This is a genomic window from Phyllobacterium sp. SYP-B3895 (assembly GCF_009647635.1).
Classification (GTDB): Bacteria; Pseudomonadota; Alphaproteobacteria; order Rhizobiales; family Rhizobiaceae; genus Phyllobacterium; species Phyllobacterium pellucidum.
On sequence record NZ_WJIG01000003.1, the window covers coordinates 254,705 to 278,308 of the forward strand.

Sequence of the window (23,604 nt, forward strand, 5' to 3'; positions counted from 1 at the left end):
ACTGTTACTCCGTAATGGTGATCGCCGAGATTTGCCGACCGTAGTCTGGTTCCTTGCGATGCGTCGTCCGGCGATAGGAGAAGAACTGATCCTCGTCGGCATAGGTGCATTGGCGAAGCGCCGATGCGTTCACGCCGGCCTTTTCGAGCCGGCCGACGATGAAACCCCAAAGGTCGAACATCTTGTGGCCATTGTTGTGCGACGGACGGAAAAAATCCTTGTAGGAAGCGTCCCGCTCGACGAACTGGTCGTAGAATTCGCTGCCGACTTCATAATTGTCGGGGCCAATCGTTGGGCCGAGGACAGCCTGAATGCGATCGCGTTTTGCACCGAGCGCGATCATCGCATCAACGGTATTTTCGAGGACGCCCCCTAGCGCCCCGCGCCAGCCGGCGTGGGCGGCGCCGACCACCTTCTTGTCCTTGTCGGCAAAAAGTATCGGACCGCAATCGGCCGAGAGCGAGCCGATGACGATGCCTGGCGTTGCCGTCACCATGGCATCGGCGTTCGGCCGCGTTCCGACAAAGGGACGGTTCACCGTGATGACGTCCGGCGAGTGCACCTGATGCACCGTGACGAGGTGTGTCAGCGGGGCACCGAGCGTTTCGGCTACGCGCCTTCGGTTTTCGCGGACGCGCTCCTGATTGTCCTTGGAGCCGCTCCCGACATTGAGGCCGCGATAGATGCCGTCCGACACCCCACCCTTGCGGGTGAAAAATCCATGGGCGATTCGGTCTTCTTCGGGGGATCCGAGCAGGGCTGAGCGCAACGGTGCCGGTTTTTCGGAGTTGATCATGCTGTATGCCTTTCAAGGCCCGGGATGGTGGTTGAGCGAGCGCGCGAAGTCAATTGCCCTGGCTTCCGGCTTCGCTGCGTTCGAATGGAAAGGTGTGCGTTGCCACGTCCGCGACGCACAGCACCTTGAACAGTGTGCCCATCTGGTCGGGTCCCGCGAGGCGCTCGACATCGGCGCGAATCCGTTCCTGAAATTCCGGCGATTTGTCACGGCCAAGCGCGCCTGCCCGGTCGAGAATGCCCATGGCGATGAGAAAATCGCCCTGGGTCATGGCATTCGTCTTGCAGCCCTCATGACGGGCGGCCTGCGCCAGACTGTGAAAATCGACGTGGGTGGTGAGATCGGCTGCGCCGGGTATATGCAGCACGTCAACCGATTCATGGCGGCTGAGGGCCTGCAGCGTGTCGCCAAACCCGGGTTGCAGGTGGCCGTAGTCGAACAGCAGCGCGGCGCCGCGCTGATTGCGCAGACGCATGGCGATCTTCTGCATCAACGCACTTCGCGCCGGAGCGATCTCGAATATGCTGCCTTCGGGTGCAACATCGCTTCCGGCCGGCAACAGGGCAGCCTCGATCGAACCGGAACCCGCAGCAAAGAACAGCCGGCCTGCAGGGTCGGCCGCTATCATGCGCTCAACGAAACGACCGTTGGTCTTGACGTATTGGCGCGCTGGAATGGCGTCGAAAAGCTCATTGGCAACGAGGAGGAGGGGGCCATCGGCGACTTCGCCGAAGGTCTCCGTCCAGGTGATGCGTTCGGCATGCGCCGCCAGCTTTTCCTGTTGCACCGACCGCAGGCGATCGCTGATCTCGACCATGTGGATTCTGGCGGCGGCGGCGAACTGCGGCGAGAGCTTGGCTGCGGCGCGCAGGAGGTCCTGCATCAGCGTGCCGCGCCCCGGACCCATTTCGCAAAGAACGAAGGAGGCAGGAGCGCCGAGCGCGCGCCAGGCATTGACGCACCAGACGCCGATGAGCTCGCCGAACATCTGGCTGATTTCCGGCGCGGTGATGAAATCGCCATCCTTGCCGAAGGGTTCGCGCGTCGTGTAGTAGCCCGCATCACGATCAAACAGGCACATCGCCATATAGTCGGCGACGCTGATCGGGCCGCTCGCTTCGATCTGCCTGATGATCCGCTCTTTCAGGTTCATCGCCCTGTTGCGACCTCGGGATTTCGTGCCGACACTATAAAGGCAAGTCCAACCAGAATCATCGGTATCGACAGCACCATGCCCATTGTGAGCCAGCCGCCGTAAAGATAGCCGAGCTGCGCGTCCGGCTCGCGGAAAAACTCGACGAAGATACGCGACAGGCCATAGAGGCCAATGAAGGTTCCGCTGATAAAACGCGGACATTTCAGCTTTCGTCCGTAAAAGATGAGCACGGCGAGTACCGTAAAGAGGACGATGCCTTCAAGCCCTGCCTCATAGAGCTGGCTCGGGTGGCGGACGAAGGGTCCGCCCGTCGGAAAGACCATGCCCCACGGCACGTCGGTCGGACGTCCCCAGAGTTCGCTGTTGATGAAATTGGCAACGCGCACAAGTCCGAGCCCGACAGGCACGCCAGCCGCGATGGTATCGAACATGCTGTACACGTTAATCCTGCGCGAACGGGCAAACAGGATCATCGCAAGGATAACACCCAGCAGGCCGCCGTGAAACGACATGCCGCCTTCCCAAACTTTGAAGATATCGAGCGGATGGGACAGATATTTCGGCAGATCGTAGAAAAGAATGTAGCCGGTGCGTCCGCCGAGGACGACGCCGAGCGCCGCCCAAAGGACGAAATCGTCGAGATCGGTCGGCTTCATCGGCGGTGTATTGTTCGCCCACAGACGTGGCTTGGAGATGAGTTTCTTCGCATACCACCAGGCAAAGAGAATGCCGACGACGTATCCAAGTCCATACCAATGCACGGAAAGCGGGCCGATGGAAAATATGACAGGATCAATATCAGGAAAAGCAATCGCAGCTAATGCAGGAAGGAGGATTTCGCTCACAAAGGCGCTCCGTGGCAGGACAAATGTTGGCGGGACCATGCGCGAGGGCATGAACAGCGTCAAGCGGCGTGTTGGGTAACATTTGTGCGGGCTTGCGCCAATCACGGCGATTGTCGGACTTGCTTGCAATCGCTGTCGGCGACGATTATTTGTTTCACGAAACCAGAGAGGTATCCGCCATGAGCAATGGACCAAACCGCGTTCTCGATGAACTGGCAAAGCTTGTGACCGATGCTGCGGGCGCAGCGCAGGGCGTCCGGCGCGAAGTCGAAACCGCCTTTCGCGGTCAGGCGGAACGGCTGCTCAACACCATGGACGTCGTCCAGCGCGAGGACTTCGAGGCCGTGCGCGAGATGGCGATCAGAGCCCGGGCCGAAAACACCGCGCTGCTGGCGCGGATCGAGGCGCTGGAGGCTCTCGTAGGCACCGATGGCAAAACCGCGGACGCCGAGAAACCCGGCGTGTCGAGGGCCAGGGCAAAGAAAGCATAGCGTCCAGCGCCGCGATCTCGATCTGAACCGGCTCGTCAGACCTTTCTGCGTGCGGGATTCGAGCTAGGCCGATTCGCCTTTTGCCAATCTGTCTTCGCCGGCTGCGAGCGCCGCTTCCTCCGTATCGAAAGGGCCAACCTTGGGTCCCTGTTTGCCCTCGGCGGTTATCGCATAGTACCAGAGCCCGTCGTCATTTTTCTGGCTTACGGTCACTTTTGCACCTGATTCACTGGACATCGCACGTCTCCGTTGTTTGTTGATCGCCTTGCCGAACGACAGGTTAAATGCCCACGATATCGGACATATGACGAAACCATGCATTGGCCTTATCGCGAGAATGGACCGGGTCGTTGGAGTTTACGAAAATGAAGCTGGCTTTTCATCGCCGGCGTTGTGTATTTCCGCCGCCAATGCGCAATCCCCAAAATAAATCTTAAGAATTTATCAACAGGTGGAAATCGCCGAAAATCGTTTTCTTAGAGTCGGTTAAAGGGGGCTCGTGAATCTTTTTGGCAGCGTCTTTCCACACCCATTCGCGCCATTCGACCAAAAGGGGGCTGGCGCTCGGACTCAGCATCAATACACTGAAATTACAGCATGATTCGTAAAAGGGATCATGCAGCGGTTGGGCTGGCGTCCAGCCGTCATCCGGCTGGTGCGTTCTGCCTGTCGGTGCGGTTTCAAGCGTATGTGTGCTTTGGGTGGGTGCTGCATTCCCGCAGCGTCGATGGGATTCGAAATAGCAGGTAATGGCGATGAGCCTTCTGGAAATAGAAATTGCGCGTGATCTCCATCCAGTGGATGTGATTGAACATGTTGCCCACACCAATGAGTGGGCATTCGAGCGCACCGGGGAAGATGAAATTGCCATAACCGTCGAAGGGAGCTGGACCGACTACCAGATTTCCTTTTCGTGGATGGAGGATTTCGAGGCGCTGCATCTTGCCTGCGCTTTCGACATCGCGATCAGCGAGCCGCGGGTCAACGAGGTCATGCGCCTGCTTTCCCTGATAAACGAACAATTGCTGATGGGCCATTTCGACCTTTGGCGCCAGGAAGGCGCCATCATGTACCGTCAATCGCTGCTGCTTTCGGGCGGCGCCGAGCCAACCAGCAAACAGGTCGAAGTTCTGCTTTCAAGCGCGCTAGATGCCTGCGAGACCTATTTCCAGGCCTTCCAGTTCGTCGTCTGGTCGGGCTCGACCGCACGGGAATCACTCGACAGCATCCTGTTCGAGACGGTAGGTTCGGCCTGATCGGTTCAACGTTCAGGCAGCATCCAAATATCATGACGATAAGTTTTGACGATTTCGAAAAGGTCGATATCCGCGTCGGCACCATCATCGAGGCCCAAGCATTCCCGGAGGCACGCAAGCCCGCCTTTAAGCTGAAGATCGATTTCGGCTCCGAGATCGGGATCAAGCGCTCTTCGGCGCAGATCACCAAGCATTATACGATCGAGGAATTGCAAGGCCGGCAGGTCATGGCGGTGGTGAATTTCCCGCCCCGCCAGATCGGGCCCTTCATGTCGGAAGTCCTGACGCTCGGATTTCCGGATGAGGAAGGCGCCGTCGTGCTTGCGGCGGTCAGCAAGCCAGTGCCGAATGGCGGCAAGCTCTTCTAGTTGGCGGCCGTCTCGCCTTCGCGCCGAAGGCTGGAAAGGCTATTGCAGAATATCGGCCCCACTTGCCTGTCGGACGTTCAGCATATAGATTAGCGAAATGCTTGATCATTCGTCCCGACCAAATTCGCCGCCACATATTCCGATGGATGCGCTGAGCGAGGTCCTGCAGGACTTTCGCTTGAATGGCGTCAATTATGGTCGTTGCGAGCTCCGACATCCATGGAGCATCGCCTTTCCGCAACAACCGCTCCTTCGTTTTCACTTTGTCGGGCAGGGTCCCTGCTGGATGCATACGGAAGTGCACGGCTGGCAGGAATTGCACGATGGCGACCTGGTGCTGCTGCCGCAGGGCATCGCCCATCGGCTCGCCAGCGCGCCGGACGTGTCGGGCGACTCGCTCGAGAGTTGCCAGGTGACCAAGTTGGGGAGCAATGTCTGCGAAGTTGTGCGCGAAGGTACCGGGGCGACCAGCACCCTTTTCTGCGGTTCCATGGCGCTGAACGCCTGTGCGCTTAACCCATTGATCACGTTGATGCCGCCCATCATCAAGGGCTGCGACGTAGCCGGAAATGACCCGATCGTCGGTCCCTTGCTGGCGGCCATGACGACCGAGGCCGCGCAACCGCAGATGGGGAGCGCCACCATCCTGTCGCGCATGGCGGATCTCCTTACGGCGCGGCTCATCCGTTGCTGGGTCAATTGCAACGGAGCCTCGACAACCGGTTGGCTCGCCGCCATCCGAGACCCGCATATAGGGCGCGCCCTGGCAGCCATGCATCGGGATCCCGGCCGTAACTGGACTCTCGAAAGTCTCGCCGGCCTTGCCGGCCAGTCGCGGTCGATTTTCGCCGAACGATTCAGCGCTGTTTTAGGTGAAGGCGCGGCACGCTATCTCGCTCGTCTGCGTATGCAGCTTGCCCGGGAGTTGCTGGGGCAAAGCGGCATGTCGGTTGCCGAGGTTGCTACCCGGTTGGGCTATGAATCCGAGGCATCCTTCGCCCGCGCATTCAAGCGGATCACCAACGTCTCGCCGGGCGTTGTGCGCCGCACAATTTCCGGACGAACAGACATGAATTTCGGATTTTAGGATACAGATCATCCGAGGAAACTGATTTATGAAGTATCTACAAACCTTGGAGATGCTTCGATGACAGACACAACACTACAGCTTGAAGGCGCGGCAATAGAGCTTGATGGCGCCGCGCCAGTTGCGTGGAGCCGGGGTACCTGGTTCGCGGTGCTTTCAATGGCGGCGGCCAGCTTTGCTCTCGTCTCCGCCGAGTTTCTGCCGGCCGGCCTGTTGACGCCGATGGCGCGCGATCTCGGCATCAGCGAGGGGACGGCCGGACAGGTCGTCACTGCCACTGCTTCCGTCGGCGCCGTCACGGCCATGTTGAGCAATGTTCTTATCGGCCGCTTGAACCGCAAGACCGTGTTGGTCGGCCTCAGCGCCCTTGCGATCGGTTCCAACATTCTTGCGGCGCTAGCCACCGATTTCTGGCTATTATTGCTGGGCCGGGCCGGGCTGGGCATCGCCCTCAGCGCGTTTTGGGCGCTTTCAGTCGCCGTCGTGGCAAGGCTGGTCGGCGCCAATGCGACAGGCAGGGGCATGGCTATCGTCACCCTTGGCGTATCGCTCGCCACGATTGCCGCACCATCCATGGGTGCATTGATCAGCGACTGGTTGGGCTGGCGCAGCGCCATGGCCATGACCGCGGGGCTGGCGGCGTTTGCCATGCTGCTGCAGTTGCTCAGCCTGCCGACCTTGCCTGCAACCACAAGCAACAGCCTTGCCGATGTCCTTCGGTTGACACGGAGGCGCGGCATTCAACTCGGCATGCTAGCCATTCTTTTGCTGATGACGGGGCATTTTGCCGGCTCGGTCTATGTGCGCCCATTCCTCGAACACGTAACGCTCCTTGCAACCGGACCGATTGCCCTGGCGCTGCTCGGCTTCGGTGTCGCCGCCGTGGTCGGTAATATCGCCGGCGGCCGCCTGGCCGACACCAATATCCGCATGGCGCTGGCTATCACCGCCGCCCTGATGGCATTTGCGGCACTCGCCTTGGTACTTTGGGGCGTGCACATTGGCGTTGCCTTCGGCTTCGCTACGCTGTGGGGCTTTGCCTTCGGCATGGCTCCGGTGGTGCTGCCGACAAACTTGTCCCGCGCCGCGCCTGACGCGCTGGAGGCGGCGGGCAGCCTGATGGTCACCTCTTTCCAGGTCGCCATCACGATTGGCGCGGTTGTCGGCGGTTATGTCGTCGATACCTATGGCGCTACGGCTCCCTTGACGCTTACCGGCATACTTGCCGCAGCGACAGCCGTGCTGGCGCTGTTACAGCCCCGCACTGAAGAATAGGACCGGTGGTCAAGGGCTAGCTACACCATTGACGCAATCTCGACGGGAAATTGCGCCAATGGCGTAGCCCGGTCTGCTTGGGAGAAATCGACCGGGCGTTTTCAGATAGTCTTGGCCGCCATCTCCTGTGCGATATAGTCGGCCTGGCGGATTGCCAGGCTGACAATTGTGAGCGTCGGATTCTCAGCACCGCCCGTCGTGAACTGGCTTCCATCCGCGATAAACAGGTTCTTGATGTCGTGGCTCTGCCCGTTCTTGTTGACGACGCCGTCCTTTGCCTTCTCGCTCATCCGGTTGGTGCCGAGATTGTGGGTCGAAGGATAGGGGGGTGTCGGGAAGGTGCGCGCTGCACCGACGGACTTATAGAGTTCCTGACCCTGCTTATAGGCATGATCCCGCATCGCTTTGTCGTTGGGATGGTCGCTGAAGTTCACATTGGCGATGGGTAGGCCATATTTGTCCTTCTCATCCTTGTGCAGAGTGATGCGATTATCCTCTTGCGGCATGTCTTCGCCGACGATCCACATGCCAGCCATGTTTACATATTGATCGAGCGCCGAGGTGAAAGACCGGCCCCACGCGCCCGGATCGAGGAAGGCCGCCAGGAAGGGGATGCCAAGGGACAGTGTTTCCATCTCATAGCCGCCGACAAAGCCGCGCGACGGATCGTGTTTTGCCTCATCGCGAATGATACCGGCCATGGTGGTGCCGCGATACATGTGCACCGGCTTCTCGAACACGGCGTAGACGGAGCCGGTGGTGTGGCGCATGTAGTTACGTCCGACCTGCCCGGAGGAATTGCCGAGCCCGTCCGGGAACATGCTCGACGCGGAGTTCAGCAACAGGCGCGGGCTCTCGATCGAATTGCCGGCAACGGCGACGATGCGAGCCTTCTGCAATTGCTGCTTGCCATCCTTGTCGACGTAGAGGACGCCGGTTACCTTGCCGCTCTTGTCGTGCTCGATCTTCTGCACCATTGAATTGGGACGGACCTCGAGCTTGCCGGTCTTCTCCCCTTTAGGAATTTCCGTATAGAGCGTCGACCATTTCGCGCCCCATTTGCAGCCCTGGAAGCAGAAGCCCGTCTGTTGGCAGGACATGCGGTCGTCGCGCTCGGCCGAATTGATGGCCATGTGACCGGTATTGCATTCCTTGTAGCCGAGCTTGTCGGCGCCGGCTTTCAACACCTTGAAATTGTTGTTGCCGGGCAGACCCTCGATATTATTGGTGCGCGTGACGCCCATCTTGTCCTCGGCCTTGGCATAATAGGGCTCGAGTTCGGCAAGGGTGATCGGCCAGTCGAGAAGGTTCGCACCCTTGACCTTGCCGTAGTGCGTCAGCGCCTCGAACTCGTGGTCCTGCAAGCGCAGCGATGCGCCGGCCCAGTGCGTGGTCGATCCGCCGACGGATTTGACGATCCAGGCTGGAAGGTTTGGAAAGTCCTTGGCGACGCGCCAATCGCCCGAGGTGGTGCGCTTGTCGACCCATGCAAGCTGGCCGAAGCTATCCCACTCGTCATTGATGAAATCATCATATTCGTGACGCGCGCCCGCTTCGAGGATGACGACGTCTATGCCTTTTTGTGCAAGTTCGTTGCCAAGCGTGCCGCCGCCGGCGCCAGAGCCGATGATGACGACGACGCTGTCGTCTTTGAGATCATAGGGTGCAGCCATGGTTTCCTCCCATTAGCCAAATCTTCGGTTCTATCGGACTTGCCGTCAGAGCCACTCAATGTCGCTGAAGCCACGGGCGATGTAGCCGCCCTTCGAGAAGGATTCGCCTTCGTAGCCAAAGATCGGCCAAAGGTCCTTCTGGTTATAGAGGCCCGTTACGAGTCCGCCGCGAATGGTCTGGAAGAACGGCGTGTCCTCGATCTTGCGAAGAATGGCCAGGCGGTCTTCTTCCCAGCCGAGACCAAGGTAACCGCCCTTGCCGGCACGCTTGTCGAGATCGGCGACGCCGTCGACGACAAGCTTCTTGGTTTTCGGGTCCTCACCGGCCTTGGCGTCGTAAGGCTTGACGGCGATCGCATAGAAGCGGTCGGGCACCTGATCGTGCGGATAGACGTCGCGCGCCATCTGGATCAGGGTCGCCATGGTCTGCGGATCGAGATTTGTCGTCTCCAATCCCCAGGCGAATTTTGGATGGATGATCGAACTGCCGCTGATAATGAGAATGGCGCCAAGGCTTGCGCTGCCGCCGCTTTTCAGAAGATCGCGCCGGGATATGCCCTTGCCGCTCGGGCCGGACTCGTCCAGATCCGGCTTGCGGTTGAAGATTGTAACCATTGAATTCCTCCCTTGCTTGCTATCGGCACCCGCCGGAGAACCGGCGAAATGCCCTTGCTGGCTATGACGGCGTTCCTCCAACGCCGCTCGGCCGGTTCAGACGAACCGGCCTTGTCTTTCCAGTACTTCGATCTTGTATCCGTCCGGATCTTCGACAAAGAAGAAGCGCGCGATCATCGTTTCCTCCCGCTTGAATTCGACAATGTCGCGGACCTTGTAGTCGAGGCCTTTCAGCCGCGCGTGGATGGCGTCGAGGTCGTCGACGCTGACCGCTAGATGACCGTATCCGTCCCCAAGATTATAGGGCTCGGTCCGGCCTTTGTTGATCGTCAGTTCGAGTTCGAACGGCGTTTCTTCATTGCGCAGATAAATGAGCGTGAACGTATCGAAGTCCAGCCGGTCGGCGACGTCGAGACCGAAAGCCGACTTATAGAATGACCTCGATTTTTCCTCATCGAGAACACGGATCATCGAATGAATGGCTTTTGCCAAGGGCGCCTCCATGGGGGTTGACGGGTTCGTCTCAAAACGAGGTTGCAGTGTCGAGACTTGTCGGTGATTATGCGCCTGGGAGAAGAAAAGTGGTGGCAATCGGCTACCACACCGCCTTGCAAGCGGAATAAATTTTCTCAAAACGCACCAATGACCATTCCGTCCGTTCGGGCACCGATTACGGACGCGGTCATCAGGCAGAAAGGGAGGTCTTGATAATGTGCAAGGTATTTGCAGAACAGGATCCGCAGGGTTATCGGCAGATCAATCGTTCTGTGCGCATCGGCGGACATTCTACCAGCATTCAACTCGAAGCGACGTTCTGGCAACTGCTCGACGAGATTGCCGAAAGCCAGAAAATGACCACGCCACGCTTCATTTCGACGCTCTACGACGAGGCTTTGCAAGCACAGGGAGAGATACCCAATTTTGCTTCAATGCTGCGCACGACATGTGCGCTCTATCTGCGCGGCGTCCAGATTGCAGCCGAAAAACCCGGAGAATGCGGGTCGGCGCTGATCAATGAACATGCGGCCTGACTGCCGCAACAGGCCTAGGCCGGAATTCGCACGACAGCCCTGAGCCCTCCGGCCGGGCTTTCATCCAGCGTAATGTCGCCGCCATGGCTGCGGGCTATATCGAGCGCAATGGCAAGGCCGAGTCCGGTTCCGCTCGAGTCCTGATTGCGTGCCTCGTCGAGCCGGAAGAATGGCTTGAACACCTCGTCGCGCATCTCCTTGGGAATGCCGGGACCATCATCGTCGATCGTGATCGTCAGCCAGCCTTCACGATGGTCGGCCAGAACCGAGACATTCCTGGCGTAGCGGAACGAATTCGACACGAGGTTTGAGATCAGCCGCGAAAAAGCATTGGGGCGGACCTGAATGACCGGCTCGCCCTTGATGATCGAGCTGAAGCCACGGTCGAGCAGCGTTCCTTCCTCCTTGAGCTTGGCGAAGAAGCGTTCGAGGCTGAATGCGCCGGTTTCCTCCTCGGCCTCGCTGCGCGCAAAAGCAAGATAGCCTTCGAGCATCGATTGCATGTCGTCGATATCCTGCTCCATGGCCTCGGTATCGACCCTGTTGCCGACGAGGGCGAGTTGCAGCTTGAAGCGCGTGAGGATCGTGCGAAGATCGTGGCTTACCCCGCTCAGCATGGTCGTGCGCTGTTCGATCTGCCGTTCGATGCGCTCGCGCATGACGATGAAGGCGGCGCCGGCGCGCCGCACTTCCTCGGCACCGCGCGGCTTGAAGTCGGGAGGCGGCGAGCGTCCCTTGCCGAAACTGTCTGCCGCCGATGCAAGCTGCTGGATCGGCTTGATCTGGTTGCGCAGGAAGAGGATCGCAATCGCCAGGAGAACGAGGGCGGAGCCTGCCATCCAGACCAAGAAAATCAATGTGTTCGACGCATAGGCCTGGCTGCGGCGCGCGAAGACGCGCAGGACCTTGTTGTCGAGCTGGATACGAATTTCCACGAGGTCGGAGTCCCCGATCGTATCGATCCAGAACGGACGGTTGATCTGGCGCGTGATTTCCTCGCTGAGGATGCCGTCGAGAATCGAGAAGAACGGCTTCGGGCCTGGTGCGGGCAGCGGATCGCCCGGCAATATGGAGATGTTGAGCGCGAGGCGTTCGCGGGCGATTCGAATGAGATTCTCGTAGCCGGGATCCTGTGGATAGGTGTCCATCAGGTCGATTATGCCGGCAATGTCGCGCACCACAGCCGTGGAAAGGCGCTGCGTAACGGTTTGCCAGTGCCTTTCCATGAACACGAAGGCGATTACCGACTGCAACAGCACCATCGGAGCGATGATGATGATCAGGGATCGCGCATAGAGCCGTTTCGGCATCCAGTGCGCGAGCCAGCGCGTGAACTTTCGCCAGGGACCGAGCAGCGTGCTTCGCCTGCGCCGCCAGTGACGCTTTCTGACGGCCAATGCGCGCTTTGCGGAATCAGTCTGTGCCATTACTCGTTGTCCGCTCACGCATTGTAATGGCGCGGATCACGAGGGTCGGGATCCTACTCCACGCTGAGTTTATAGCCGACGCCGCGCACGGTCTGCAACCAAACCGGATTGGCTGGATCGTTTTCGATCTTGCGGCGCAGGCGGTTGATCTGGACGTCGATCGTACGCTCGCCGACATCGCCCTCCTGGCCCGTCAGTTCGTGCCGGGGCACGGTCTCGCCGGCGCGCGCGGCGAAGATCGCCATGATATCCTGTTCGCGATCGGTGAGGCGAATGATTTCGCCGGACCGTTTCAGTTCGCGCTTGGCGATGATGAACGTATAGGGACCGAATACGATCTGTTCGATCTTGGCCTGGGCTGCCGGGGCGCCGCGGCGCAATATGTTGTTTATCCTGAGAATCAGTTCGCGCGGATCGAACGGCTTCGGCAGATAGTCGTCGGCGCCGGCTTCGAGCCCGGCGATGCGGCTGTCGGTTTCCGACAGCGCCGTAAGCATCAGGATCGGCACGGTCTTTTCCTTGCGCAGCGACTGCGTCAGGGCAACGCCGGTTTCGCCCGGCATCATCACATCCAGAATCAGGAGGTCGAAATCAATGCCGGCAAGTTTGCGGCGGGCGTCGTCGGCGTTGGCGGCCACCGTAACACGAAAGCCGCTGCCGGTAAGATATTGCGACAGTAGATTGCGAATTCGGGTGTCGTCGTCGACGATGAGCAGATGCGGCGCATCGTCCGATAGCGGATGTTCTTCACTCACCAGGTGTGTCCCTCTGATTGCCGGGTCTTGCGTCCCTTGTTCTTTCAATTCCAATTCTTCGTGCACTAAATTTCTATCCTGCCTTGGGTAGACTGTCGATCTGTTGCCATTGTGAAGGATTGACCATTGCTTTGAGGAAATGTTCGATCACGGCGCGGTCGGAGTGACCGATTTGGTCCAATGCACCGGCAATGCGGCGTGATTGCGGTGCCGCAAGTTCGAGCGCGAGATCGCGCCCTTTGGGTGTGGGGTATAATTCGCGCTGGCGCCGGTCGTGCGGGCCCGGTATCTGGACCACATGGTCGGTATCAATCAATTGCTTCAAGACCCGGGCGAGGCTCTGCTTGGTGATCTGCAGAACGTCCAGAAGTTCGGCCACGGTCATTCCCGGCTTGCGATTGATGAAATAGAGAACGCGGTGGTGGGCGCGCCCGAAAGAAAGTTTCTCGAGAATCATGTCGGGATCGGCTGTGAAGTCGCGATAGGCAAAGAAGAACAGCTCGATGATGTCAAGTTCGCGCGCGTCGCTTTTCGTCAGGGCTGTCTCGATATGCCGATCGGGTGTATAAGATTTCATGCAGGTTTCCCGCTCCAGTTGGAAAATTATGTCAGCGTTGTTGACATAATTTTAGACTGTTGATAATTTTTGGCAAGCTGTTGGCCGCGTTTTGAACAAAACGAAAAGCTGATGAGTGTTTCCGAGACATTTTCCTCTTCGAAACGCCTGTTTGTGCCTGCCGGCAATGGTACACCAATCGGTATTCTGGACCAGTTGGTAGCAACTCGAACTTGAAAAAATAACAGGAATCCAACGCCTGGAGGAAAAACATGGCATCCGTCCCATTTGATCAGCTTGAAGGTTACATCTGGATGAACGGCGAATTCGTTCGCTGGGCGGATGCAAAAATTCACGTGCTGACCCATGGCCTGCACTATGCAAGCTCGGTTTTTGAAGGTGAACGCGCCTATGGCGGCGAGATCTTCAAGCTCAATGAACATACCGAGCGCTTGCACGAATCAGCGCGCATCCTCGGCTTCAAGATACCCTTCACTGTGGAAGAATTGAACGACGCCTGCCGCAAGCTTCTGGCAAAGCAGGGGTTCAAGGATGCCTATATACGTCCCGTCGCCTGGCGCGGCAGTGAGACCATGGGTGTTTCCGCCCAGGCCAACAAGATCAATGTCGCCATCGCCATCTGGCAATGGCCGAGCTATTTCGATCCTGCGCAAAAGCTGAAGGGCATTCGTCTTGATCTTGCCGAGTATCGCCGGCCGGATCCGAAAACAGCTCCATCGAAGTCGAAGGCCGCCGGCCTCTACATGATCTGCACCATCTCCAAGCATGCCGCTGAAGCCAAGGGCTACGCCGATGCCCTGATGCTCGACTGGCGCGGACAAGTCGCGGAAGCCACGGGTGCGAATGTCTTCTTCGTCAAGGACGGCGTCATTCACACACCGACGCCCGATTGCTTCCTCGACGGCATCACGCGGCGCACCGTCATCGATCTGGCCAAACGGCGCGGCTACGAGGTTGTCGAAAGGGCGATCCTGCCCGAGGAACTGGAAGGTTTCGAACAGTGCTTCCTGACCGGAACCGCCGCCGAAGTGACGCCAGTCTCCGAGATCGGACCGTATCGTTTCAGCGTTGGTGAAATCGCAATCAACCTGATGAATGATTACGCTGCGGAAGTAATGCCAAAGAAAGCGGCTGCAGAGTAGACGAAAGTCTAATGAAATTAGTGTTTGATACCCTGTTAAAACGACGCCAAGTTGTTTGACTTTGCTTAAAACATAGTCATCATGACCATGTCAGGCATGAGTCTGGCATGAAACGTTGACGGGGTGTCAATCATGGAAGCGCTTCTTCCTATCATTATCCAGCTTATCTCAGGTGGCGTCGGCGGCAATATTGTCGGCGGACTTCTCAAGAACCTGAGCCTCGGCACAACCGGCAACACGGTTGCTGGCGGTATCGGGGGTCTCATTGGCGGATATCTGACGCAATTTCTCGGCGCCGGCGGTGCCGAGGCGGTCGCGAACGCAGCAGCATCGTCGGGGCTCGATCTCGGCGCGATCATCGGCCAGGTCGCCGGCGGCGGTATCGGCGGCATTATCCTGACGGCGATCATCGGCGCGATCAAGAATTCGATGGCGAAGACCTGATCTGGTTTCGCGACATAACGGGTTTTGGGCGGCCACTGGCCGCCCTTTTCATTTGCGGATTGAGGCTTATAAGGTTGAGCGAATAGAGGATGGTTGCGCTCCGTAAGCGGCCCGCCATCTGAAATGAGAGGGCTTTTCCGCGATGATAAGGCCCGCTGGTGATATGTTGAACAGAAACAGGAAGGCATATTAATGGGACAGTTGCAGGCAGGAATCATCCCCGTTACGGCCTTCCAGCAGAATTGCACGATCCTTTTTGACAGCGACGACAAGCATGGCGTGCTCATTGATCCGGGCGGCGACAATGAACAGGTGCTGGGCGCAATCCAGTCGAACGGCATCACCATCGAAGCGATCTGGATTACGCACGGACATATCGATCACGCGGCCGGCGCAATGGATATGAAGGAAGCGCTCGGCGTCGATATCATCGGACCGCACGAGGCGGACCGCTTCCTGCTCGACAGTATCGAGGCGAAGGCAGTGCAATACGGCATCACCGATAATGTGCGCAACTGCACGCCGGATCGGTGGCTGAAGGACGGCGATACGGTGTCGTTCGGCACTCATGTTTTCGAGGTGCTGCATTGCCCAGGCCATGCGCCGGGACATGTCGTCTATTACAACCGCGCCGCCAAGTTTGCGCATGTGGGTGACGTGCTTTTCAATGGTTCGGTGGGGCGGACCGATCTGCCGGGCGGGGACCACGCAACGTTGATCAACTCGATCAAGACGAAGCTGCTGCCACTTGGCGACGATATTGGCTTCATCTGCGGCCATGGCCCGGGCGGGCGCTTTGGCGAGGAGCGCCGGACCAACCCCTTCCTGACAAGCGCATAGCAAAACCGCCGGACTGGCCGGCGGTTTTCGAATGTTTATGGCTGCAAGTCAGTTGGCGTTGCAGAAATAGTCGCGGCCGTCATATCCGCGGAAGGTACCTGTTTCCGGGTTGAATGACCGGTAACGGTTCGAGCAGTAACGGTACCATTCACGCGACCATGGCCGTGCGCCGGCGCCGTAATAACGCGGAGCTTCGCGGTAGACCGTTACAGGGCGGCGATAATAGCCGTCATCGTAGTCGCGATAGATCACGTCGGGCTGGCGCGGCGCGGCGAGAGCGCCACCGATCAGGGCGCCAGCAGCAAGACCTGCGGCACCTGCGACCCAGGCATCGCTGTTGTCGTGATGATAGTAACCGCCATGGCGCCAGCGCCAGTTGTCGGCGGAGGCAGAGGTCAGCGGTGCAACGACGGTTGCAAGCGCGGCGGTGGTGAGAATGGCAATCTTGGTGCCGATATTCATGTGTGCCTCCTTGAAGCATGCTGCAGAGCGCCATGCGCTCTGGCGTAGTCCTGACTGAGACAATGCTGGAGCCTCAGTTGTAGTTCCGTTTTAAGCCTTTCAGAATGAATGCAGGCTGAACAAATGCCAGTGCGCTCGCCTGCCGGTCATTTCTGACGGCAGCCCGAGAAAGCACATAGAATTTTAGCAAATCCAAGGCATCGAAGCACAAAACGCTTAACGTGGCGACTGGCCGAATGGCGCGCCAAAATGATGCCGTCTGAAATCCCCGACAGCCGATCGGGGATCTTTGGCAGCGCAAGCTGCCGGTATTATTCGGTGATCGTGATGTTGACGGCCTTGGGGCCTTTGCCACGACGATCCGGTTCGGTATCGAAGGAAACCTTCTGATTGTCCGCGAGACCTGTGAGCCCAGAAGCCTGTACGGCGGAAATGTGGACGAAAATGTCCGCTGCGCCGTCGTCGGGCTTGATAAAGCCAAAGCCTTTTTCACTGTTGAAGAATTTGACCGTACCGGTCTGTGCCATGCTTCGTTCCTTTTCCTTACTTACCGCGTCCCCCCTCGGGTTAGCGGGATTGGTAGAGCCGTTTTCGGTGCGTTACGTCCAACGGTGTCATGCAGGCAGTTCTCGAATTCAGGAAAGGAGCCGATCATTGCCGGGATTGCTCCCGACCCGGTATTCTTGCGGTTCCGGCGCGCCGTTCTTCCAGTCTTCCAGTGTTCGCAGATGCCCGAACGCTTTGAGACTGCTAGAATAAGTGTTTTTTGGCAAGCAAAAGTTTTACTACCTTTTAGTCGACTATATCGAAGGACATTGCGGGCTGCATACTTGGCGAAGTAAAAAATCGCGTGAAGTTCGCCCGATGACACCTTTGACGCGAAAGAAACGGGATGTTCCGAGGGGTGTATCGCGCCCGCTCAGCGGTTGCGCAGCACGATGCAAGCTCCGCCCGCGCTGTGCAACTGGGCGCAGATCTTGTCGGCTTCCGGACGGCTGTCGGCGCCTATCCGCACCGCATAGATGCCGCGCCTTCCCATCGGAGTGCGGTTGCGGCTGATGACCGGCTCATGCGTATCGAGGATGGCGGGGAAGCTCTGGCGCAGGCGGTCGAGCTGGCGCGCCGCGGCAGCGCGGCGGAAATTGCCGGCGATCTGAATTCCCCAGGGCTTGGGCTTGATCTGCGACATGGCAACTGTCTCAAACCGGACGATCGGCAACTGGCGGCACGCGGCATCGAAGCTGAGTTTGGCGTTGAGCGGACGCTTGTTGATGTCGGCGCCCGCAGCAAAATCATCGGGCGATTGCCCGGTTATGTCGAGGACGTATTCCTCGGTTTCGAGGGGAAGGAATCCGCCGCTGGCCAGCCAGTTGGCAACGCGCGTCGGGCCGGCATTATAGGCGGCAGCGGCCAATCCCCAATTGCCGAATGCCTTGCGCAAGTCCTTGAGAAAGCTCGCGGAAGCCGGCAACGCCTTGTGAAAGTCGAAGGGGTCGTCGAGGCGCCTTTCTTTGGCGGTACGCGGCATGAATTGGGCAATACCCTGCGCGCCGACCGGGCTCTCCGCCTGCACATCAAACCGGCTTTCCTTCCAGATCAGCCGGGCGAAGAAATCGCGTGGCACACCGAAACCGTCGGCATGGGTCGCAATGGCTGCGCATATCTGCCCGATCGTCGGAGGCGGCGGTGGCGCGGCAGTAGGGGATTCGGCCGCCGACGCACCCAGCGAAGGCAGGAGCATCAATGCCAGGAGCATGCCGGGCTTTGCGAGCCAATTCACTCTGATACCATTCCCCGTTTATGCTTCGGCGGAAGATGCCAAGCATGGCCCCAAATCTGCTAAAAGGTCGAACGCCCGATTCCACATGCGGGCGCTGCAGACAATGTTTGAATGAAGGAAAATAATCATGCAAGTGGAACGCGATATGCTTGCCCCTGGCGCTCTTACCACGATCGGTTTCGACGCCGATGACACGCTGTGGCAGAACGAGCAGTTTTTCCGCAGTTCAGAACGTCACTTTGCCGATCTCCTCGCGCCCTATGCCGACGTCCCTGACCTTTCTGGGCGGCTTCTTGCCGTCGAAAAGCGCAATCTCGACCTGTACGGCTTCGGGATAAAAGGGTTCACCCTGTCCCTCGTCGAGACCGCCGTGGAGGTCACCGAAGGCCGGGTGCCCGCATCGATCATTGCCGATATTCTTGCGGCCGGGCGCGAAATGCTGCGCCACCCCGTTGAGACGCTACCGCACGTTACGCAAACGCTGGAGGCGTTATCGGATGCCTACCGGCTGGTGCTGATCACCAAGGGCGACCTGTTCGATCAGGAGCGCAAGCTGGCGCAATCGGGGCTTGGCGACTTTTTCGATGCGGTCGAGATCGTAAGCAACAAGGACAAGGCGGCCTACGAGACCATCTTCCGGCGTCATGGCGATGGCGCGGAGCGGGCGATGATGATCGGCAATTCGCTGAAATCCGATGTGGTTCCGGCGCTCGAGGCGGGGAGCTGGGGCGTCTTCGTGCCGCACGAACTCACCTGGGTGCTTGAGCACGTCGATGCGCCCGTTGAGGAGCCACGCTTCCGGCAGATCAACCATCTCGGCGAACTCTTGCCGCTCTTGGGCGATTTGACCTGACTACTCTGCGGCCTCTTGTTCGGGCGCTTCCTCGGGGCCGTTTGGATCGCCGGGGCCGGTCTCGCAGCCAAGATCGGGAAAGGCAACGATGCGATTGCCGGTAAAATCGGTGCGGACAACGATCAGGCCCTGTTCCTCGAAATAGGTGAGCAGCCGGCGGGCACGTCGGGTCGAGTGCGTACCATAGGCTCGCGCCAGCGTAGCGTCGGACGGGCAACTGCTGCCTTTAACCGCCGCCTGCGCGACAATGAAGAACACGCCTTGAACGTCGTCCGGCAATGTCTTGGAAAGTTCGAGCGCCTGCTGCCATGGCTCGCTTTGCGCCGTTTCACCATCGATGCCGGCGCGGGCGACCGCAAGGCGGCGCCGAAACTCTGGCAGGGTCAACGCATCGCCAGGCACGCGGCGAATGCGACAGCGGACGAGGAAATCCTGGTAAAGGACGGCATCGGTGCGGAATGAGGCGTCCGGATCTGCCAGCATTTCCTGCATGACGGCGCTGATCGACGCGTTGCGCTCCGCCTCGTCGATTTCGGGGAAGAGCATCGGGGCAGGGTTGTCCGGCTGGGCAGCCCCCTTTGCCGCCTGGTTGAGCTGGCTCAGAATGTCCGCAGTCGGCGTTGTCGGCGGCGGAGTGGGCGCACGCCGGATTGGCGTCCTGCGCTCTTCCGGGGCCGGCGTGAAGATCAGGTCTCGGGCATCCTCACCGGGCTGCGGCAGCGGCGTGAGCTTGGGGCTCGATGACCGCGCGGAGGTCTCGACCGTGCCGATTGTAACCGGCAAGGGCCTTCGCGAGAGGGCGGGTCCAAGTGCCACGAAATGACCGCGGGCGAGGTCGCGGAACTGTTCGGCCTGGCGTCGCTCCATGCCGAGCAAATCCGAAGCGCGGGCCATGTCGATATCGAGGAACGTCCGCCCCATGAGGAAATTGGAGGCTTCGGCAGCAACATTCTTGGCGAGCTTGGCGAGACGCTGGGTGGCGATAACGCCGGCAAGGCCGCGTTTGCGCCCCCGGCACATGAGGTTGGTCATCGCGCCGAGCGACAGCTTGCGGGCCTCGTCCGACACTTCGCCGGCGACTGCCGGAGCGAAAAGCTGGGCTTCGTCGACGACGACGAGCATCGGATACCAGTAGTCGCGCTCCGCATCGAAGAGGCCGCCGAGAAAGGCCGCCGCGCAGCGCATCTGCTGCTCGACATCAAGGCCTTCAAGATCGAGGACCACTGAAACGCGGTGCTGGCGAATACGTGCTGCAATGCGCGTCAGCTCGCTTTCCGTGCGTGCGCCGTCAACAATGACATGGCCGTATCTCTCGGCAAGAGTGACGAAATCGCCTTCCGGATCGATCACGCATTGCTGGACCCATTGCGCGCTCTGTTCGAGCAGGCGGCGCAGGAGATGCGATTTGCCGGAACCGGAATTGCCCTGCACGAGAAGGCGCGTGGCCAGAAGCTCTTCGAGGTCGAGCATGGCTCTTGCGCCGGCGGGCGCCGCTCCCATGTCGATGTCGACCTTCATCCATGCTCCAGTTGCTTCAAGTGATTCCGCGCAACAAACCGGCGCGCGGACTCTCTTAGCATCGGTCGATGTCCTCAATGCAGGGTTTTCGACCGAAACCCACAGCTCGTTTCGTCGCCCGGGGCTCAACCTGCCGGTGCGGGTTCCGGGACGGCATCGTCCTTGCTCTGCTTGCTCAATGTGAGCACCAGCAGTGCTGCAATGAGGCACAGGATGCCCGCGACAAGGAATGCGGGGACATAGGTCGCATACTCAGTGCGGGCAAAGCCGCCGCCATAGGCCGCTGATGCCGCGCCGAGCTGGTGTCCGGCAAAGATCCAGCCGAACATCAGGCCTGCCTTTTCCCGGCCGAAACGCTCGGTCGCCAGCTTGACCGTCGGCGGCACGGTGGCGATCCAGTCGAGCCCGTAGAACATGGCAAAAAGGGAGAGGCCATAAAAGGAGAAGTCCGAATAGGGCAAATAGAGCAGCGAGAAGCCGCGCAGGCCGTAGTACCAGAAGAGCAGCCAGCGATTGTCGACCCGATCGGAAAGCCAGCCCGATCCAATTGTGCCGAAGAAATCGAAAAAGCCCATCATGGCGAGCACGCTTGCCGCCCCAACGGCGGCAAGACCGTAATCGCCGCACAGCGCCACGAAATGCGTGCCGATGAGGCCATTGGTGCTTGCGCCGCAAACGAAGAAGGTGGCGAACAGCACCCAGAAGGTTGAGCTGCGCGATGCCTCCTTCAGCGCCAGCAGCGGCATAGTAATGAGCGAGATGAGGCCGCCGGTCACCGGCAAGGCGGTAGCGACGAGCTTGTCGCCATAGGCCGGCAAGCCTAGATCGGACGGGCGATCGCGCATCAGGAAAAAGACACCCACAACAGCGACGAGCAGCATGGCGCAGATCAGCACGATTGCCGTGCGCCAGCCGTAGTTTTCGCTTAACGAAGCCATCAGCGGCATGAAGATCAACTGACCGGTCGCGGAACTTGCGGTCAGCATGCCCAGTACGAGGCCGCGCCGCTCCGTAAACCAGCGAGTCGCCACGGTTGCGCCGAGCACCATGGCGGTCAAGCCGGTGCCGAAGCCGACGACGACGCCCCACAGAAGCACCAGCTCCCAGATCCGTGTCATCGCCAGCGAAGCAAACAGCCCGGCCGTGATGAGGATCAACGCGACGCAGACGACACGCCTGACGCCGAAATAGTTCATGAAAGCAGCAGCGAACGGCCCCATGAGGCCGAACAGCAGGAGCCGGATGGAAAACGCGGTCGCGATCTGTTCCGTTTCCCAGCCGAACTCCTTTTCAAGTGGAACGATGAGCACGCCGGGCGCGCCCACCGCCGCGGCGGTGACCAGCATTGTGATGAAGGTGACGGCAACAACGACCCAGCCATAATGAACATTGCGGCGGGCAAGCAGGGCGGCGAGAGGTGTGGAGAGCATGGTCGGCGCTTTCGCAAATGTGGTGTGGCGTCTATCAGATGAGGGGAGCCGAAGAAAGGTCGAGAACTTCGAGCTTGCCGCCGGTCAGCCGCTGGCGCGTGCGCTCGCTGCCGATCAGTCCATGCGGCGCGCCCAATGCAATTGCGCTGACGCGGTCAAGCCTTTCTACCTGTTCACTAGTGAGAACCAGTGCTGCGGCGCCGATATTGTCGCGGAACTGATCGAGCGTCTTTGGGCCGATGATCGGCAGGACGCCCTTGGCGGCGACCCATGCAATGCCGATCTGGCTCGGCGTTACGCCGATTTCTGCAGCGATTGCAATAACTTCATCGATGATGAGCGTGCGCTGTGTGCTGTCTTCGTGCTGAATGACGACACCCAGACCAGTTGCGCGGCCTTCTTCACCCTTGCGGTATTTGCCGGTCAGAAGTCCGCCGCCGAGCGGCGACCAGCCGACGACGCCAAGCCCGAAACCGCGCGCCATAGGCAGCAGTTCACGATCGGCAGTCCGCTCGACAAGACTGTATTCGGTCTGGAGGCCGACAATCGGCGTCCAGCCGCGCAGCGCGGCGATTGTCGCGCCGCTGGCGATCCGCCAGGCGGAGAAATTGGAGAAGCCTGCATAGACAATCTTTCCGGCGCGAACGAGGTCTTCGAAGCCGCGCACGATCTCGTCAATGGGCGTCATCTCATCGGACATGTGGGCCCAAAGCAGGTCGATACGCTCCGTCTTCAGCCGCTTCAGGCTTGCTTCCACTGCCTGGATCATGGATTTGCGGCTATTGCCGACAACCGATGGCCCGACATTCGCAGACGCGCCGTGGGAATATTTGGTGGCGAGAACGAAGTTGTCGCGCTCTACCGCGATGAGATCGGAGAGGATAGTCTCAGACTGCCCGAACTGATAGCTGTCTGCAGTATCGATGAAATTGCCGCCCGATTCAGCATAGGCGTCGAATATCTGCTTGGCGACGTCGGGAGTGGAGCCGTAACCCCAGCCGGTACCGAAATTGCCGGTACCGAGCGCAAATTCCGAAACCCGCAGGCCCGTATGGTTGCCGAAAAGCTTGTAGCGCATGAACTGCTCCTGTGCGGGCGTATCGCAGCCGCATTTAAATGATGATCATAATGATTGACTATAAATGACGTTCATCATATAAAATGTCAATAAGGAATTTTCGTGAGGATGGTGTCATGCGTGTGAGCAAGGAACAGGCTGCCAAGAATCGGGACCGCATCATCGAAGTTGCGAGCCGCGAATTTCGCGACAAGGGCTTCGATGGCATCGGCGTCGCGGATCTTATGAAAAGTGCTGGCCTCACCCATGGCGGCTTCTATGGCCACTTCGCCTCAAAGGACGATTTGATCGCCGAAGCCTGTGCGGCTTCCATGGACCAATCGGCGGAAAAGTGGGGCAAACTGGCGGATCGGTCGCCCGAAGAGGCGTTCGCAGCCCTCACCAATGCCTATCTCCTAAAGGAGCATCGCGATCACCGGGCAACGGGTTGCACCATGGCGGCGCTTGCTCCCGACATCGCGCGGCAGAGCGGACGCGTCCGCGAGCGCTTTACGCATGGAACGCGTGCCCTGCTGGATATTCTGGCGAAGATCATCCCGGGCGTATCCGCACAGGCGAAACGCGAGAAAGCGCTTGCCACCATGGCGGGTCTCGTCGGCACGCTGGTTCTTTCGCGCGCCGTCGATGATCCGGCATTTGCCGACGAAATCCTTGCGGCAGGGCAGGCGGCTTTCGGCAAACGGGACTAATCAATCAGCAGTCACT

27 protein-coding genes are annotated in these 23,604 nt (G+C 59.4%); 11 read left to right on the top strand and 16 right to left on the bottom strand.

The features are described 5' to 3' along the window. Window positions 1–4: 4 nt before the first annotated feature. Genes pgeF through lgt form a run of 3 tightly spaced genes read right to left on the bottom strand, consistent with a single transcriptional unit; the run spans window position 5 to window position 2,797 of the window. Window positions 5–796, bottom strand: a complete 792-nt coding sequence (pgeF, locus tag GF108_RS13800) for a peptidoglycan editing factor PgeF (RefSeq protein WP_113280795.1) — start codon at window positions 794–796, stop codon at window positions 5–7. Window positions 797–845: 49 nt separating this feature from the next. Further along, window positions 846–1,949, bottom strand: a complete 1,104-nt coding sequence (locus tag GF108_RS13805) for a class I SAM-dependent methyltransferase (protein WP_153668441.1) — start codon at window positions 1,947–1,949, stop codon at window positions 846–848. Further along, a complete protein-coding gene (lgt, locus tag GF108_RS13810; protein WP_091924033.1) occupies window positions 1,946–2,797 on the bottom strand; it encodes a prolipoprotein diacylglyceryl transferase in 852 nt (283 codons plus the stop codon). The genes GF108_RS13805 and lgt overlap by 4 nt, the downstream gene beginning before the upstream one ends. Window positions 2,798–2,976: 179 nt before the next feature. Here lgt and GF108_RS13815 point away from each other — a divergent pair, with 179 nt between their 5' ends. Then, a complete protein-coding gene (locus GF108_RS13815) occupies window positions 2,977–3,288 on the top strand; it encodes an accessory factor UbiK family protein (RefSeq protein WP_153668442.1) in 312 nt (103 codons plus the stop codon). A gap of 63 nt (window positions 3,289–3,351) precedes the next feature. On the opposite strand, the gene GF108_RS13820 is transcribed toward GF108_RS13815, so the two are convergent. Then, window positions 3,352–3,525 (bottom strand): hypothetical protein, encoded by a 174-nt coding sequence (locus tag GF108_RS13820; protein WP_153668443.1) that lies wholly within the window; start codon window positions 3,523–3,525, stop codon window positions 3,352–3,354. A gap of 518 nt (window positions 3,526–4,043) precedes the next feature. Here GF108_RS13820 and GF108_RS13825 point away from each other — a divergent pair. The 4 genes from GF108_RS13825 (at window position 4,044) to GF108_RS13840 (ending at window position 7,274) form a co-directional block, all read left to right on the top strand. After that, window positions 4,044–4,544, top strand: a complete 501-nt coding sequence (locus tag GF108_RS13825; RefSeq protein ID WP_091924029.1) for a YbjN domain-containing protein — start codon at window positions 4,044–4,046, stop codon at window positions 4,542–4,544. 32 nt (window positions 4,545–4,576) lie between these two features. Further along, on the top strand, window positions 4,577–4,912 hold the full coding sequence (locus GF108_RS13830) for a tRNA-binding protein (RefSeq protein WP_113280793.1): 336 nt from the start codon (window positions 4,577–4,579) through the stop codon (window positions 4,910–4,912). A gap of 97 nt (window positions 4,913–5,009) precedes the next feature. After that, complete coding sequence (locus GF108_RS13835) at window positions 5,010–5,999, top strand: AraC family transcriptional regulator (protein WP_153668444.1); 990 nt, start codon at window positions 5,010–5,012, stop codon at window positions 5,997–5,999. Between the two features lie 60 nt (window positions 6,000–6,059). Then, window positions 6,060–7,274 carry an MFS transporter gene (locus GF108_RS13840; protein WP_153668445.1) on the top strand — a complete coding sequence of 405 codons (1,215 nt, stop codon included), beginning with the start codon at window positions 6,060–6,062 and terminating at the stop codon, window positions 7,272–7,274. Between the two features lie 101 nt (window positions 7,275–7,375). Here GF108_RS13840 and GF108_RS13845 read toward each other — a convergent pair whose 3' ends face one another. From GF108_RS13845 to GF108_RS13855, 3 genes are all read right to left on the bottom strand, one after another. After that, window positions 7,376–8,947 carry a GMC family oxidoreductase gene (locus GF108_RS13845; RefSeq protein WP_153668446.1) on the bottom strand — a complete coding sequence of 524 codons (1,572 nt, stop codon included), beginning with the start codon at window positions 8,945–8,947 and terminating at the stop codon, window positions 7,376–7,378. Window positions 8,948–8,992: 45 nt separating this feature from the next. Next, window positions 8,993–9,562: a gluconate 2-dehydrogenase subunit 3 family protein gene (locus GF108_RS13850; protein WP_153668447.1), complete on the bottom strand. Its 570-nt coding sequence runs from the start codon at window positions 9,560–9,562 to the stop codon at window positions 8,993–8,995. A gap of 96 nt (window positions 9,563–9,658) precedes the next feature. Beyond that, window positions 9,659–10,054: a VOC family protein gene (locus GF108_RS13855; protein ID WP_027233416.1), complete on the bottom strand. Its 396-nt coding sequence runs from the start codon at window positions 10,052–10,054 to the stop codon at window positions 9,659–9,661. A 218-nt stretch (window positions 10,055–10,272) separates the two neighbouring features. Here GF108_RS13855 and GF108_RS13860 point away from each other — a divergent pair, with 218 nt between their 5' ends. Further along, entirely contained in the window at window positions 10,273–10,593 is a 321-nt protein-coding gene (locus tag GF108_RS13860; RefSeq protein WP_027233415.1) for a ribbon-helix-helix domain-containing protein, read from the top strand. A gap of 14 nt (window positions 10,594–10,607) precedes the next feature. Here the strand turns inward: GF108_RS13860 and GF108_RS13865 are convergent, their stop codons facing one another. The 3 genes from GF108_RS13865 to GF108_RS13875 form a co-directional block, all read right to left on the bottom strand. Next, window positions 10,608–11,903 (bottom strand): ATP-binding protein, encoded by a 1,296-nt coding sequence (locus GF108_RS13865; protein WP_370462209.1) that lies wholly within the window; start codon window positions 11,901–11,903, stop codon window positions 10,608–10,610. 170 nt (window positions 11,904–12,073) lie between these two features. After that, a complete protein-coding gene (locus GF108_RS13870; RefSeq protein ID WP_370462166.1) occupies window positions 12,074–12,775 on the bottom strand; it encodes a response regulator in 702 nt (233 codons plus the stop codon). 73 nt (window positions 12,776–12,848) lie between these two features. Further along, window positions 12,849–13,352 carry a MarR family winged helix-turn-helix transcriptional regulator gene (locus tag GF108_RS13875; protein WP_091923819.1) on the bottom strand — a complete coding sequence of 168 codons (504 nt, stop codon included), beginning with the start codon at window positions 13,350–13,352 and terminating at the stop codon, window positions 12,849–12,851. A gap of 251 nt (window positions 13,353–13,603) precedes the next feature. Between GF108_RS13875 and GF108_RS13880 the strand changes: the two genes are divergently transcribed. The 3 genes from GF108_RS13880 to GF108_RS13890 all read left to right on the top strand — a co-directional run bounded on the left by GF108_RS13880 (window position 13,604) and on the right by GF108_RS13890 (window position 15,778). Next, window positions 13,604–14,494 (top strand): branched-chain amino acid aminotransferase, encoded by an 891-nt coding sequence (locus tag GF108_RS13880; protein WP_153668449.1) that lies wholly within the window; start codon window positions 13,604–13,606, stop codon window positions 14,492–14,494. A gap of 132 nt (window positions 14,495–14,626) precedes the next feature. Then, window positions 14,627–14,938 carry a hypothetical protein gene (locus GF108_RS13885; protein WP_027233410.1) on the top strand — a complete coding sequence of 104 codons (312 nt, stop codon included), beginning with the start codon at window positions 14,627–14,629 and terminating at the stop codon, window positions 14,936–14,938. A gap of 192 nt (window positions 14,939–15,130) precedes the next feature. Continuing rightward, window positions 15,131–15,778 carry an MBL fold metallo-hydrolase gene (locus GF108_RS13890; protein ID WP_153668450.1) on the top strand — a complete coding sequence of 216 codons (648 nt, stop codon included), beginning with the start codon at window positions 15,131–15,133 and terminating at the stop codon, window positions 15,776–15,778. Between the two features lie 48 nt (window positions 15,779–15,826). Here GF108_RS13890 and GF108_RS13895 read toward each other — a convergent pair whose 3' ends face one another. From GF108_RS13895 to GF108_RS13905, 3 genes are all read right to left on the bottom strand, one after another. Continuing rightward, window positions 15,827–16,240, bottom strand: a complete 414-nt coding sequence (locus GF108_RS13895) for a BA14K family protein (RefSeq protein ID WP_027233408.1) — start codon at window positions 16,238–16,240, stop codon at window positions 15,827–15,829. Window positions 16,241–16,551: 311 nt separating this feature from the next. Continuing rightward, the gene (locus tag GF108_RS13900) at window positions 16,552–16,767 is read right to left on the bottom strand and encodes a cold-shock protein (protein ID WP_027233407.1); all 216 of its coding nucleotides are present in this window, start codon (window positions 16,765–16,767) and stop codon (window positions 16,552–16,554) included. 392 nt (window positions 16,768–17,159) lie between these two features. Beyond that, entirely contained in the window at window positions 17,160–17,996 is an 837-nt protein-coding gene (locus GF108_RS13905; protein WP_370462210.1) for a transglycosylase SLT domain-containing protein, read from the bottom strand. A 151-nt stretch (window positions 17,997–18,147) separates the two neighbouring features. On the opposite strand from GF108_RS13905, the gene GF108_RS13910 reads away from it, so the two are divergent. Continuing rightward, on the top strand, window positions 18,148–18,873 hold the full coding sequence (locus GF108_RS13910; RefSeq protein ID WP_246663955.1) for an HAD family hydrolase: 726 nt from the start codon (window positions 18,148–18,150) through the stop codon (window positions 18,871–18,873). Here GF108_RS13910 and GF108_RS13915 read toward each other — a convergent pair whose 3' ends face one another. The 3 genes from GF108_RS13915 to GF108_RS13925 form a co-directional block, all read right to left on the bottom strand. Then, entirely contained in the window at window positions 18,874–20,391 is a 1,518-nt protein-coding gene (locus GF108_RS13915; RefSeq protein ID WP_153668451.1) for an ATP-binding protein, read from the bottom strand. A gap of 125 nt (window positions 20,392–20,516) precedes the next feature. Beyond that, window positions 20,517–21,821 carry an MFS transporter gene (locus GF108_RS13920; RefSeq protein WP_153668452.1) on the bottom strand — a complete coding sequence of 435 codons (1,305 nt, stop codon included), beginning with the start codon at window positions 21,819–21,821 and terminating at the stop codon, window positions 20,517–20,519. A 34-nt stretch (window positions 21,822–21,855) separates the two neighbouring features. After that, window positions 21,856–22,899 carry an aldo/keto reductase gene (locus tag GF108_RS13925; protein WP_153668453.1) on the bottom strand — a complete coding sequence of 348 codons (1,044 nt, stop codon included), beginning with the start codon at window positions 22,897–22,899 and terminating at the stop codon, window positions 21,856–21,858. A 116-nt stretch (window positions 22,900–23,015) separates the two neighbouring features. Between GF108_RS13925 and GF108_RS13930 the strand changes: the two genes are divergently transcribed. Continuing rightward, the gene (locus GF108_RS13930) at window positions 23,016–23,588 is read left to right on the top strand and encodes a TetR/AcrR family transcriptional regulator (RefSeq protein WP_153668454.1); all 573 of its coding nucleotides are present in this window, start codon (window positions 23,016–23,018) and stop codon (window positions 23,586–23,588) included. The last annotated feature ends 16 nt before the right edge of the window (window positions 23,589–23,604 follow it).